The sequence below is a fragment of the Neobacillus niacini genome (assembly GCF_046591715.1).
Lineage (GTDB): Bacteria > Bacillota > Bacilli > Bacillales > Cytobacillaceae > Neobacillus > Neobacillus niacini_L.
The window spans coordinates 47,646-60,933 of record NZ_JAWVNQ010000018.1 but is presented as its reverse complement, the minus strand read 5'-3'; the positions used below and the strand labels follow the sequence as shown (position 1 = coordinate 60,933).

Below are 13,288 nucleotides of genomic sequence, written 5' to 3'. Positions count from 1 at the left end.
GGATTTCCGTTTATTTTTGAAAATACCCATATTTCCATAAAAATAAGCGGAGGATTTCCGCTTATTGTATCCAAATCCTTGGATTTTGTCTTATTTTTAGCATTTAACCGGAATTTCTCCGCTTATATCTGCTAGGTATGCTTCCTCAAGAAACAATAGACGGAAAATCTCCGCCTATCCATTCTTAAGCCTATACGAAAATCAACAATGAATAACCCAGCCTATTTAATAAATAAATCAAATCCAATTGTAATCAGCCATCCAACACAAAAAGCCACCGAGAGATATGTACCGACATAAAGCAATAATTCCGCCATACTGCCTCCTTCTCTTCTTTAACAATTTCCACAAAGACAATGCCATTATATCAAGGCTTTCTTAAAAATTTGTCGAACGAAGGGATGGTCATCTAATTGTAATTAGACTGTTAACTTTCCTTAATAATAGAAATAGTTTGAATATAAACAGGACCATACTCCCCCGAAAAGGAAAAAATTTACTGCTTATAGCCATGATGAAGAGTGTGCATTTTCCCATATTTCGGTCCTAAAGAATAGGTAACACTTAACTAGACAATGAAATTAATGTTCCGTAGACTAAACACTATATCAATTTTCTACTAAATATTCGGGGGTATGGGTATCTAACCTCCTTATCTACTAAACCAAATATGAGAAGAATGGTAGTAGTATTTTGATAACAGGGAGGAAAAGAGCATGTTAGAATTTGACACAAGTATGGACCATTTAGCTAATATTAAAGTGATTGGAGTTGGCGGGGGAGGCAATAACGCTGTCAACCGCATGATTGAGGATGGAGTTGGCGGAGTTGAGTTTATCGCTGTCAACACAGATGCACAAGCCATCAAACAATCGAGAGCAGCAATCAAGATGCAAATCGGTTCCTCTTTAACCAGGGGTTTAGGAGCAGGAGCAAATCCTGAAATAGGAAGAAAAGCAGTCGAGGAAAGCAAAAATCAAATCGAAGAAGTGTTGTCGGGAGCGGACATGGTTTTCGTGACAGCTGGAATGGGCGGCGGTACTGGAACAGGAGCTGCACCGGCCATCGCTAGAATTGCACGAAAGCTTGGTGCTCTAACAATTGGCGTAGTAACACGTCCATTTAAGTTCGAAGGCTTCAAGCGTGCCAAAAATGCTGAAAGCGGAATCAGCGCTATGAGAGAAGCGGTGGACACGCTCATTATCATTCCTAATGATCGCTTATTGGAAATTGTCGATAAAAAAACACCAATGGTAGAGGCTTTTCGTGAGGCGGATAATGTCCTGCGTCAGGGTGTACAAGGGATTTCCGATTTGATTGCTGTGCCTGGTTTAATTAACCTCGATTTTGCAGACGTTAAAACGGTCATGTCTCATAAAGGAACTGCCTTAATGGGAATTGGGGTTGCAACTGGCAGCAATCGTGCAGCCGAAGCAGCTGAAAAAGCACTAAACAGTCCATTATTGGAGACATCGATCAATGGCGCACATGGTGTCATTATGAATATAACAGGCGGTAATAATTTAAGTTTATTTGAAGTTCAAGAGGCAGCAGAAATAGTGGCTTCCGCATCTAATGAGGAATTAAATATGATTTTTGGCTCGGTGATTAACGAAAATTTAACAGATGAAATTATTGTTACCGTTATCGCGACCGGATTCACTGAGAAAGAAAATCCCGTCCTACATAAACCGGCTAAGGCACCAGAGGAAGAAAAGCGTCTTCCTTATCAGAGAGAACAGCATTATGAATATCGGGAAAGAGAAACACAATACGAACAGCATCAAATAGAACAACAATATGATTATCATCAACCTGAACCTAACAATTATGTTGAAGAGGAACAGCCATACAACCAGCGTCAAGAAGAGCTAGACGACTCCAGTGATAGTGATATACCAACGTTCTTACGTAATCGAAAAAAACGACTTCGTTCCTTTAGATGATTGATACAAGTTACCTAAATATAAACACTTAGGAAGAAAAAAAGGCAGCAATATGGCTGCCTTTTTTTCATCAAACACAAATTGTTTTTTAAAACAAAGAATGTTACAGGAATCGTTCCCATTACCTTCAATTTTCTCACATAAAGGGAACAATTCCGCAAGTATTGTTCCCTTTAACCCTCATTTTCGCCATACAAGGGAACGATTCTACAGGTATCGTTACCATGACACCTCGATTTTGTTGTTTAAGGGAACAATTCTTAAGAATTCTCCTATTTAGCCCTTCTCAATTCGTTTAATAGAAGAACAAAAATTTAAGCCATAGCCAAGCTCTTAAATTTTGTAACTGTCTCTACATATTCTTCTTTACCATCAATCAGTTTATATACTCTAGCCTCATCAAAATGAACCATCTTCCAAGAACGTAATTCACCATCTCGAAATCCTCTAGCCAAGAAATTCTCTAATGATTTCTTGGTAGCTCCTTGATAGTAGCTTTTGCCAATAAAAGTACCTTTAGAAAACTTGTGTACCATATACGTATTAAACATTCGAGTATCCTCCTGTGATGAACAGATTATAAATTTATTAGAATCATTATCAGTGAAAAGGTAATTTAATAGATTTGCAACTTCGCTATGTTGTTTACAAAAGGAATCTTATCACCAATTTTGAATATAGTCTGTGAATATTTTGTGAAACATTTCACGAATTGTGAGGTGATTATTTCCAGTTTTATTTATGATCAGCATTTCGCTAGTAATGGTATAATTTTCTAAATAGAGCTTATTGGAGGGGAATAATGAAAATTGTCATTGCAGGAGGATCTGGTTTCATTGGGCAGAGTTTATCACAATTGCTGCTTACTGAAGGGCACAATGTTGTAATCTTAACAAGGAAGGATAGAAAATCTTCCGAAAAAGTCGAGTATGTAAGGTGGCTTGAAGAAGGTTTTTCCCCTGAAAAAGCAATTAGGAACGCTGATGCATTTATTAACTTGGCTGGGGTGTCCATTAATGATGGAAGATGGACGAAAAGCCACCAGAAGCAAATCTATGAAAGTCGGATGAAAGCAACAGATGAATTGCTTAGAATCATATCTCTGCTTCCTGCTAAACCTTCTGTGCTTGTGAATGCCAGTGCGATTGGGATTTATCCACCATCGAAAATTGCTATTTATACGGAAAATTCATTGGAAACAGCATCTGATTTTTTAGGCGTAACCGTACAGGAGTGGGAAAATAAAGCCAAGCAAGTGGAGAAATATTCTGTCCGTGCCGTTTTTATGAGGTTTGGGGTGGTGCTGGGGAATAAGGAAGGTGCGCTCCCACTCATGGTGATGCCATATCGATTGTTTGTCGGCGGAAAAGTGGGATCAGGTGACCAATGGGTATCTTGGGTGCATGTGAATGATGTAGTCCGTGCCATTCTCTTTGCTATTAAAAACAGTCATTTAAGTGGACCCATCAATGTAACAGCACCAACTCCACTCCTTATGAATGAATTTGGGAAAAGTATTGGCTCCGTTTTACATCGTCCACATTGGCTTCCCGTTCCTCCGTTTGCTATGAAATTGGTGCTGGGTGAAAAAAGTGCCCTAGTGTTAGAAGGGCAGCAGGTTATACCCAAGGTGCTGCAAGAGAATGGGTTTGAATTCAAGTTCCCAACACTTCGTTCGGCTTTAGAAGATTTGCTTTAAAAGTAAAATTACGAATGTATGTTCTTATTTGGTGTTATTTATGCTATACTTAAATGGCAATAGATAAGGTTGCCTTAAAGGTTGGCAAGCTCCCAATAGAAAGGGGGTGCTGCTGTTTGACGATTTTCGAAACGTTTATGATTATGTTTGGTTTTGCTAGTTTAGTCGTAGCCATCCTGACGTTCGGTCAAAAAAAATAATCCACCCGTGAGTTTTGGCGGCTCAGGTGGATTTATTTAATCTCATTAACAGTCAACCCTTTATTGGGGACACTCTATTGCAGGACCTGACATGTTGCACCATGTCGGTCTTTTTATCTTATGTTCATGCTCATATTTATATTATAACGAAAAATAGGAAAAAAGAAACAGAAACAATATCTGAGAAAATGAAGAATATGCCTTTTTAAAATTTTTTTCGATTTTAAAAAATTTCATGCACATTTTTGAACTTCCATCATATAGTAACTTCTGTGAGAATTTTATTGGAAGGAAGAAAAAATATGAATAATGATGTATTGAAGGAATCAACTAAAATCGAAAGCAATGCTTGCGAAAATGGATATAAGGTTATTGAAATCAACGTAACCGATCCATCTGAAAATTCTTTTGCGGTGGTTACTCCTGTGCAATTGAAATAGGAGAGGAATTTAAACAATATTAATATCAATGTAAATCAAAAAACAGAAAAGGAACTTCACGCGTAAGGAAAGTTCCTTTTTACTTTCACTCACTAGTGGTAACCATATTGCCGTTGTTTTACCCTAATAAACTTTTAATATTAAACATATAAAGAGCTAGTTAAGAAGAAAGTGAAGTGAAGGTATTGGCAGTTATTAAGAATATCGGGCGTTATTGTCCTATGAATGATAAAGGATTTATACTCAGTGATGCTAATCAGAACAAGATACAACCTGAGTTTCAAACTGTTATTGAGGAAGTAATTAAAAGCTATCAAATTCATTTAGGAACAAACTTGCATAGTATTTATATACGAGGTTCGATCCCCCGCGGGTTAGGTATATATGGAGTTTCAGACTTAGATACAATAGCCATTACGCAAATGAAACCAAGTGAATTAGACCTGCAATGGACGAAAGAAGTCGAGGGGAGAATAAATGCTCAATTCAGTTGTATAAGTGGAGTGGAATACAGTTTCTATCATATAGAAGAAATCATGGAAACTACTTCGTTCTCAATAATCCCTTTTATGATTAAAACTATCAGTATTTGTGTTTATGGAGAAGATTTATCACCACAGTTACCCGAATACAAAGCAGATACATTTCTTGGAAATGTTCATTTATCTAAACTTAAGGAACAAATAGAACTTGCAAGAGAAGACCTTGTTGATAACGATGATTTGGATGATATCAAAGATTGCTGCGTTTGGATTATGAAAATTATTGTTCGTGCAGGCCTGGCACTTGTGATCGAGGAAGAAAATCTTTATACGAGAGATCTGTTCCCAGCGTATATGGTATTTGCCAAACATTATCCTGAAAAAGCACTAGAGATGAATAAGGCACTTTTATATGCCATTAATCCAATTTCGAACGTTGAGGAGCTTTTATACTATTTAAATGACTTTGGTGAGTGGATGATTACCGAATCAAAAAAATGGCTTCAAGTACATAATCCCAGTAATGCGAAGAACTACATATAAGTTCCCTGCAACCTTGTTCTATAGTGGGTTGCTTTTTTACGTTCATAAACAAGAAATCATTACCAATTTTATCATACTTTTTTCATAAAACACGAACATTTTAATGTTTTTTTAAATTAATATTCACCTTTTTGTTGATTTACCTTTACGAGTTTGTTATATTAACAAAGTAATAATCTTAATAACATATCTCGTATATGCTCAGTAATACGGTCTGAGTGTTTCTACCTGGTTCCCATTAAATGAACTAGACTACGAGTTAAAGTGTATGGGCGGGCCCAGAAATTCATAAACCCTCCATTAAATAATAGAGCATACAATGCTTCATTATTAATTACTTTGACTTCGTAGGTCTAGAAAGCAGGGAATATCCTGCTATTCTAGACTTTTTTCATTTGAACCATTCACGAGGGTAACAAACAACAAGAAAAAGGGGAGAACAAATTCATGAAAAACAAAATGTTTAAAAAAATTGCTTCAGTGGCGGCTATCTCAGCGGTTTTATTGGTGGCAGGTTGTAATTCGAAAGATCAAGACCTAAACGTATCAAAACCAAAGAGCGAGGCAAGACCAATCGTCATTCAAGGTCCCATGCCAATTGAAGCCGAATACTTTGCCGATAAATTAGAGAATGTGAAAATAGAAAAATCAGGAACGTTCGTTTTTTACAAAGGAAAGCTGAACAATTATCCTGTCATCGTTACAAAAACAGGAAAAGGAATGGAAAATGCAGCCGCTGCTACAGCATTGACAATTGAAAAATATAACCCAATCGCGATCATTAACCAAGGTACTTCAGGCGGTCATGACCCAAGTCTGAACGTATTTGATATTGTCTTAGGAAAAACAACGACAAACATTGGTTCATTAAAAACACTAAACAAGGATGAAAACCAAGGAACTGATCCAACTACCTGGATTCCAATGGACTTAATGGCATCTGAAGGAAGCGGCTCGGATGAAAGTGCAAACAGAGTCCGCCATTATGAAGGTGATAAGGATTTACTCGCAGCAGCAAATGCAGTAAAAGACACATACACGAAGGGTAAAGTAGTCGAAGGTACAATTGGTTCAGCAGATTTCTGGAATAGCGAAGTAGACCGAATTAAGTGGATCCATGAGATTTATGGTACCTCTGTAGAAGAAATGGAAGGGGCTTCCGTTGCTCAAATTGCCGATGCATATGATATTCCATTCTTAGGTATACGAATCCTTTCCAATAATAAAACCAACGGCGGTACGTATGATCCAGGTACTGCAGCGGCAAATCAAGAATATGTAATGGAAGTAGTTAAAGAATATATCTCCATGGTGAAAAAAAATAAATAATGACCAAGCATGCGTTTCTACTATTGTAGAAGCGCATTTCTTTATATTTGGATCTGTATTAGCTGAATGATGATTTCCACTATGTTTGAAAATAAATGGAAGAATTCCGGTTAAATTGGTAAATACCCAAATTTACTTATAAATAAGGGGAGGATTTTCGGTTATTTCATTCAAAACTATGGATTTTGTAGTATTTAGAGGGGTTAAGAGGAATATGTCCGCTTATATTAGCACCTTAAGCATCTTCTAGATTGAATAGAAGGAAATTCTCCGCTTATGAATTCACATATCTACGGGATCATCAGCATAACAGAGCTCTAATAAAAAACCTCTACGCCATCTGGTGAAGTGATGATGACGTAGAGGTTATTGAAAAGTTCATAAAAGGTAAGCGTTTACATTATTTGTCAAGAAATAATTCCTTTTCTCAAAAGAATTCCTACAGCATGGGAACGGTTGTAAGCACCAAGTTTTTTGATCGCTGATTTTACATATTGCTTTACTGTCAGTTCACTAATATCCATGGCGGCTGCCATTTCCTTCATGCTTTCTCCCCACGAAATCTTCCTCATGACCTCTAATTCTCGTTTGCTTAGGTTTTGCGATTCTTTACTATCATCAGATTGCTCCATATACTTTCCAACCAAACGCCCATAGTCAGTGAGTGAGGAGAGAGTTTGTTCATCGATGACCGCAGTTTTTGAAAATTCTGTTGTACAAATATAGCCGATCACGACAGAGCCGTAACTGATCGGGACAACCGCGAGAGAATTTACATTCGATGTAAGGATATATTTGCCGCTTGTTTGTTTTAAGAGTTCAATTCCAGTGCAATACTTGGCTCTTCTTTCTACAATCGATGAGTGGATAAAAGGGAGTGTACGGACATTATCTCGAATCTCGTTAATATAGACAATCCCCGTTGAATTTAACAGGATAATTCCTTCGCCAAGATAGCCTAATGGGGAAAATCGAAATAAATAACCATTTCGTACAGGGTAGAGAGACATGTAAACTTCAAGAATCTTAAACAGTTTTTCTTCATGACTTGCTGCATCTTCTAGCTGTACAATCTTTTCCATCAAGGTATGCTGAGACGGCAAATTATCATCTCCTTTTGGGGGATTGGACACCTACAAAATTAGGAATATTCAAATTATACAAAAAATTATAACATTTAGATAGTGCTAATAGGTGCTAATCCCTAAAAGGATTTAAATTTTTTTAAAAAGGAAGGAAGATGACCAATGGCAAATTTAAAACCACAATCTCAACTCTATTTAGAAGCATTTAAGCAAATGCCCCCAATTGCTTCATTAGAACCACAAACCGTCAGAGATATGTTTGCTATGGCACCGCCAGTAGAGGTAGAGCTGGCAGCACTTGCAAAGATTGAAGACAGACTCGTGCCCGTTGATGGTGCTGAAATAAATGTCCGAATCTATACTCCAGAAGGTCAAGGTCCATTTCCAATCTTTGTTTATTATCACGGCGGGGGATGGGTAATTGGTGATATTGCTACTTCCGATGCTAGCTGCAGAATGCTTGCGAACAAAACGGAGAGAATTGTGGTATCCGTAGATTACCGCCTTGCACCAGAGAATAAATTCCCTGTGCCTGTTGAGGATTCGTATGCAGCTTTACAATGGGTTAGTGAAAACGCTGCGGCATTAAATGGAAACGCTTCCAATATTGTTGTAGGCGGGGATAGTGCGGGAGGTAATCTTGCTGCTGCGATGACCTTGAAATCAAGAAGTGAAAACGGACCTGCCATTGCCGGCCAAGTGTTGATTTATCCAGTAACCGCATTAAGCTATGATTCTCAATCCTATCAGGATTTCAAAGAAGGATTTGGTTTAGATCGAGACTTAATGATTTGGTTTGGCAATTATTATATTCGAAATGATGAGGATGCAAAAAATGTTCTTGTTGCACCGATTCTCGAAGAAAACCTGCAGAATCTGCCGCCTGCTTATGTACTAACAGCGGAGTTTGACGTATTACGGGATGAAGGAGAAGCCTATGCCGAGCGGCTAAAGGAAGCTGGAGTGACAGTCGAAACTTCACGCGAGGAAGGATTAATTCACGGCTTCTTTACGAATATGGCAGTCTTCCCTGATGATATCAAAGGCGCAATCGATAAATTCGCTGCATTTTTAACTAAAGTTGACCAAGAGGTAAGCAGAGTCTAATTTTCATAGAAAAAAAATCTGAACCTTAATTTAGGAGGGAATGCTTTTGACATCTACAAAAGAGACTAATTTTGATGCGATCGTGATTGGTGCTGGTTTTTCAGGAATGTATATGCTTTATCGCCTGCGTGAAGCAGGTTTATCAACTCGAGTATATGAGGCAGCAGATGGTGTTGGCGGAACCTGGTATTGGAACCGATATCCTGGGGCACGATGTGACTCTGAGAGTATTTACTATAATTATACGTTTTCCGAAGAACTTTATCGCGAGTGGACTTGGTCTTCACGATATCCCGAGCAGCCCGAAATCTTAAAATATCTTAACTTTGTCGCTGATAAGTTTGAATTGAGACCTGATATTCAGTTTAAGACCCGCGTTAATGCAGCCCAGTATGACGAAGACAACAAGATATGGCAGATTACGCTGAGTGATGGCAGTACTGTTACTGCGAAGTACTTTATCACTGGAGTAGGTTGTCTTTCTGCTTCGAATCTTCCTAAATTTAACGGCTTAGAAAACTTTAAGGGAGAACATTACCATACCGGACATTGGCCACATACAAAGGTTGATTTCACTGGAAAAACTGTGGGAATCATTGGGACTGGTTCAAGCGGCGTGCAAGCAATTCCTGCGATTGCTAAAGAAGCTGCCCACTTAACCGTTTTCCAAAGGACGCCACAGTATAGTGCTCCAGCTAGAAATCACCCATATGATCCTGAGTATATTCGCCAAGCAAAAGAAAATTTCCAAGAAATTAAACGCCAAATGCGTGAATCCACAGGCGGTGCACCTGGTGACATCCCAACCAAGTCAGCGCTTGAGGTAACGCCTGAAGAACGACTAGAGAAATATGAGGAAGCATGGCGAGTTGGCGGTCAAGGGATTTTCACCTCGTACTATGATATTACCGTCAATGAAGAGGCGAACAAAACGGCTTCCGAATTTATCCGTTCGAAGATTCGCGATATCGTTAAAAAGCCTGATGTTGCGGAAAAGCTGATGCCTACTTATTTCTATGGTACAAAGCGGCCAATCATCGATACCGATTACTATGAAACTTACAATCGTGATAATGTATCATTAGTAGATGTTAAGAAGAATCCAATTGTAGAAATCACAGAGAAAGGGCTTCGTACGACTGAAGGCGAGTTTGAGGTGGATGTCCTTGTATTTGCTACCGGTTTTGATGGAATGACTGGACCGTTATTAAAAATGGACATTCGCGGCAAAGACGGAATTTCATTGAAGGAAAAATGGAATGGAGGTGAAAATACCAGAACCTACCTTGGTGTTGCCAATGCCGGATTCCCTAATTTCTTCATGATTACTGGACCTGAAAGTCCATCCGTTTTGAGTAACATGCCTGTTTCCATTGAACAGCATGTAGAGTGGATCTCCGATTGTATCGAATATATGTGTGAAAATAATCTTGAAACCATTGAAGCGAACGTCGAAGCTGAAGAAGCATGGAGCAAGCATTGCGGCGAGGTCGCGGATGCAACGCTGTTTTCAAAGGCTGATTCCTGGTATACTGGTGCGAACATCCCAGGTAAAACTCGCAGATTTTTAATTTACTTAGGCGGTGTCGGAGCCTACCGTCAGAAATGTGCTGAAATCGCGGCCAATGGGTACGAAGGATTCCATTTTGAAAAAGCCCCGGCCCCTGCTCAAAGGTAGTTTGAATTAGAAAAATTGGCGTAATATCTTGAATTACAGGCGTGAATTCCAATGTGAATTCACGCCTAAAGTTTTTTCGGCAAGTAATCCTACGTTACTGCTAGTTCTACCATTCAGATTAGAATTCGTAACATTATTCTGGATACCCTACTAGCAGGAGGGATGGATCTTGGTTATTCGGATATTACTTTTGCTTGTCTTCTTATGTTTTGACTTTTCAGTTCCAATCAAAGCGGAGGTGCCGCTAACTGCTGCATTTATCCGTGACCATCAGCTGTGGCTCAAAAATGGAAAACAAGAAATCCAGCTTACAAAAGGACAATATGTGTATTCACCCAAATGGTCCTATGATGGTCGTTTTATTGCCTACATAGATGGGGATAAACAAGGAGAAAAATCTAACTTATTCATCTATGATACAAAGAAGCAGGAAAACTATCAGCCTTATGTAACCATTCAAACATCGGACTTTAAATGGTCTCCAAATAAGAATCAGTTAGCCTATAATGCCGGCGGGGTTCTGAATGTCACAAAGGAAAAGGATGGCCGTCCGGAGGGCTTTGAGAATGTCTCTTTAGGTGTTAGTGACTTTGAATGGTTTCCAAATGGAAAAGAATTTATCGTATCCTCACAAGCCAATTTACTTCCTACTGGCTGGGGACCCGTACACTTGTTCAGGATTCCTGTGGATGCCAATCTGGATCCTGCCAAGATAAAGCCTTTTTACACTATTCAAACAAATACCTCAGATTTGTTTGCGATTTCAGCAGACTTTTTTAAGTGGAGTTTTGATGGAAAGTGGGTGAGTTTCCTGGCAACTCCAACTGCATCTTGGTCAAACGATAGTAATACATTATGTGTCCTTTCTTCACTAGGAGAACAGTTTCAAGCAATTGGTAAAATGCTGGGCTATAAGGATTGGATGAAATGGGCGCCATCCTCTAACCAACTAGCTTACATCTCAGGAGAAGGCAGATTTTTTGTTGAGAACAAGAAATCCAAGATAGCAGAACTTCCAAGTTCTGCTCAGCAAAAGGAATATACCCCTCGTGGATACGTTGACCTTGATATTGAATGGTTCTCAAAAGACAAGGTAATCGTTTCTCGTGCAAAAGAAAACAAAGAGTGGAAGGAAGGGCCAGTCCCAACGATGTATACAGCCCTTTTTACGATTAATCTTAAATCGGAAGAACAAGAGCAAATCTCCTATCCTAAAAAGAGTGAATTAGATGTGAATCCGCAGGTTGTTGGATCTCATATAACTTGGTTTCGTAAAAAGGACAAGGGTAATAAAGGTGATGTTTGGCAAAAGGAAACTCTAAATAGTGAAGAGTATATTTGGCTTAAGAATGTTGATTCTGCACCTGTTTTTTATCGTAAGAATAAATGAATCTAGAAATGACGTATGATGGGCATACGTCATTTTTTAGATATAATTAGTTTTTTGTGTGATAAGATTTTTAATATACATCAAATATCCTGCTGTAATAATCTTTTACCTTATTTTTAGATTTCTTCTTTATTGAATGTCTTTTTGTGTACAGATTAATTGGAAATGATGATAATATCAGTACAGAACTACATAAGAATAGTAAGCACAAAATACCTATGATCATGTACATTTTAGTAACCTCCTTTTATTATTTGAAATCAGTGTAAATTATGAAACGCGTATCATAGCAAGAAAAAGTTTTTAAGGAGTAATAAATGTGGCAAATATCAAAGATATTGCAAAAATAGCTGGAGTATCGGTTTCAACCGTATCTCGCGTATTGAATAATCATCCATATGTAAGGAAAGAAAAAAAGGAAGCAGTCATAAAGGCAATGGAGGAATACAATTACCAGCGAAATATAAATGCCGTTCATCTAAGCAGAGGCAAAACCTTCCTTATAGGAGTTGTTATCCCTTTTACCAATCATCCTTACTTCGGCTTACTCCTTGAAGGAATTGCGAAGGAAGCTGTAAAAAATAATTACAAGTTGGTTCTTTTTCAAACCAATTATGTAGAAAAACGAGAAATTGAAGCATTAGAGATGTTACAGCATAAGCAAATAGATGCACTTATTATCTGTTCAAGAAGCTGCCGTTGGGATGTTATTGAGGAATTTGTGGAGTATGGGCCGATCATTTTTTGCGAAGATGCGAGAGGCCGTAATGTATCTTCAACATTCATTGACCATTATAAATGCTTTACTAATGCATTAGAGTATCTCTATCATAAAGGACATCAAAAAATTGGCTATTGTGTGGGTAGAAAATCAGGAACCAATAGTAAACAAAGGGAGAAGGCTTACAGAGATTTTTTGCATAAAGCAAACCTGTCATTTGACCCTGATTATATCTTTTATGAAAGTCTTAAATTTGAAGATGGTGTAAAGGTAGTCCAACAATTAATTAGAATGGACAACCCACCCACTGCAATGCTCGTTACAAGTGATATCGTAGCGGCTGGAATGATTACTTACTGCAAGGAAAAAGGAATCTTAATTCCTGATGATCTTGCGATAATGGGATTCGATAACCAACCAATTGCAAAAATCATGCATATCACAACACTTGAAATTCCTTTGGTTGCGATAGGGGAAAACTTATTTCTTCAAGCAATTGGCAACAGCGGTCATTCTCACGAGGAGATAGAAGTGAAATTAATTGAAAGACAAACAGTATAACTGTAACGAGAATAAAATATCCTTTCATAACTCGCCATACTATGGCGGGTTTTCTTTTTACCATTCATTTTAGTTGATGTTAGATAATAGCAATTATTGTCAAAGAA

At 38.2% G+C, this 13,288-nt stretch carries 12 protein-coding genes and 1 riboswitch; of the genes, 10 read left to right on the top strand and 2 right to left on the bottom strand.

What is annotated here, in order from left to right; all coding sequences use genetic code 11:
- Positions 1–716: 716 nt before the first annotated feature.
- Entirely contained in the window at positions 717–1,946 is a 1,230-nt protein-coding gene (gene ftsZ, locus SFC47_RS23720; RefSeq protein ID WP_411257019.1) for a cell division protein FtsZ, read from the top strand.
- A 314-nt stretch (positions 1,947–2,260) separates the two neighbouring features.
- Here the strand turns inward: ftsZ and SFC47_RS23715 are convergent, their stop codons facing one another.
- Complete coding sequence (locus tag SFC47_RS23715) at positions 2,261–2,497, bottom strand: hypothetical protein (RefSeq protein ID WP_411257018.1); 237 nt, start codon at positions 2,495–2,497, stop codon at positions 2,261–2,263.
- Positions 2,498–2,748: 251 nt separating this feature from the next.
- On the opposite strand from SFC47_RS23715, the gene SFC47_RS23710 reads away from it, so the two are divergent.
- From SFC47_RS23710 to SFC47_RS23690, 5 genes are all read left to right on the top strand, one after another.
- Positions 2,749–3,645: a TIGR01777 family oxidoreductase gene (locus tag SFC47_RS23710; RefSeq protein ID WP_411257017.1), complete on the top strand. Its 897-nt coding sequence runs from the start codon at positions 2,749–2,751 to the stop codon at positions 3,643–3,645.
- A gap of 53 nt (positions 3,646–3,698) precedes the next feature.
- A complete protein-coding gene (locus SFC47_RS23705; RefSeq protein WP_411257016.1) occupies positions 3,699–3,845 on the top strand; it encodes a putative holin-like toxin in 147 nt (48 codons plus the stop codon).
- Positions 3,846–4,147: 302 nt separating this feature from the next.
- A complete protein-coding gene (locus SFC47_RS23700) occupies positions 4,148–4,285 on the top strand; it encodes a hypothetical protein (RefSeq protein ID WP_411257015.1) in 138 nt (45 codons plus the stop codon).
- Positions 4,286–4,470: 185 nt separating this feature from the next.
- A complete protein-coding gene (locus SFC47_RS23695; protein WP_411257022.1) occupies positions 4,471–5,310 on the top strand; it encodes a nucleotidyltransferase in 840 nt (279 codons plus the stop codon).
- Positions 5,311–5,481: 171 nt separating this feature from the next.
- A riboswitch (purine riboswitch) is annotated at positions 5,482–5,585 on the top strand.
- A 172-nt stretch (positions 5,586–5,757) separates the two neighbouring features.
- On the top strand, positions 5,758–6,639 hold the full coding sequence (locus SFC47_RS23690; protein ID WP_411257014.1) for a 5'-methylthioadenosine/S-adenosylhomocysteine nucleosidase: 882 nt from the start codon (positions 5,758–5,760) through the stop codon (positions 6,637–6,639).
- Positions 6,640–7,046: 407 nt separating this feature from the next.
- Here the strand turns inward: SFC47_RS23690 and SFC47_RS23685 are convergent, their stop codons facing one another.
- Positions 7,047–7,721 (bottom strand): response regulator transcription factor, encoded by a 675-nt coding sequence (locus tag SFC47_RS23685; RefSeq protein ID WP_411257013.1) that lies wholly within the window; start codon positions 7,719–7,721, stop codon positions 7,047–7,049.
- A 165-nt stretch (positions 7,722–7,886) separates the two neighbouring features.
- Here SFC47_RS23685 and SFC47_RS23680 point away from each other — a divergent pair, with 165 nt between their 5' ends.
- The 4 genes from SFC47_RS23680 to SFC47_RS23665 all read left to right on the top strand — a co-directional run bounded on the left by SFC47_RS23680 (position 7,887) and on the right by SFC47_RS23665 (position 13,181).
- Positions 7,887–8,831, top strand: a complete 945-nt coding sequence (locus SFC47_RS23680; protein WP_411257012.1) for an alpha/beta hydrolase — start codon at positions 7,887–7,889, stop codon at positions 8,829–8,831.
- A gap of 46 nt (positions 8,832–8,877) precedes the next feature.
- Positions 8,878–10,509 (top strand): flavin-containing monooxygenase, encoded by a 1,632-nt coding sequence (locus SFC47_RS23675; protein ID WP_411257011.1) that lies wholly within the window; start codon positions 8,878–8,880, stop codon positions 10,507–10,509.
- Between the two features lie 169 nt (positions 10,510–10,678).
- Positions 10,679–11,899 carry an eIF2A family protein gene (locus tag SFC47_RS23670; RefSeq protein ID WP_411257010.1) on the top strand — a complete coding sequence of 407 codons (1,221 nt, stop codon included), beginning with the start codon at positions 10,679–10,681 and terminating at the stop codon, positions 11,897–11,899.
- A gap of 319 nt (positions 11,900–12,218) precedes the next feature.
- Positions 12,219–13,181 carry a LacI family DNA-binding transcriptional regulator gene (locus SFC47_RS23665; protein ID WP_411257009.1) on the top strand — a complete coding sequence of 321 codons (963 nt, stop codon included), beginning with the start codon at positions 12,219–12,221 and terminating at the stop codon, positions 13,179–13,181.
- The last annotated feature ends 107 nt before the right edge of the window (positions 13,182–13,288 follow it).

What these genes read in the sequence shown, in the direction of transcription:
- ftsZ (WP_411257019.1), top strand. Translation starts at nt 717, where the DNA reads ATGTTAGAATTTGACACAAGTATGGACCATTTAGCTAATATTAAAGTG.
- SFC47_RS23715 (WP_411257018.1), bottom strand. Translation starts at nt 2,497, where the DNA reads ATGTTTAATACGTATATGGTACACAAGTTTTCTAAAGGTACTTTTATT.
- SFC47_RS23710 (WP_411257017.1), top strand. Translation starts at nt 2,749, where the DNA reads ATGAAAATTGTCATTGCAGGAGGATCTGGTTTCATTGGGCAGAGTTTA.
- SFC47_RS23705 (WP_411257016.1), top strand. Translation starts at nt 3,699, where the DNA reads ATGGCAATAGATAAGGTTGCCTTAAAGGTTGGCAAGCTCCCAATAGAA.
- SFC47_RS23700 (WP_411257015.1), top strand. Translation starts at nt 4,148, where the DNA reads ATGAATAATGATGTATTGAAGGAATCAACTAAAATCGAAAGCAATGCT.
- SFC47_RS23690 (WP_411257014.1), top strand. Translation starts at nt 5,758, where the DNA reads ATGAAAAACAAAATGTTTAAAAAAATTGCTTCAGTGGCGGCTATCTCA.
- SFC47_RS23685 (WP_411257013.1), bottom strand. Translation starts at nt 7,721, where the DNA reads ATGGAAAAGATTGTACAGCTAGAAGATGCAGCAAGTCATGAAGAAAAA.
- SFC47_RS23680 (WP_411257012.1), top strand. Translation starts at nt 7,887, where the DNA reads ATGGCAAATTTAAAACCACAATCTCAACTCTATTTAGAAGCATTTAAG.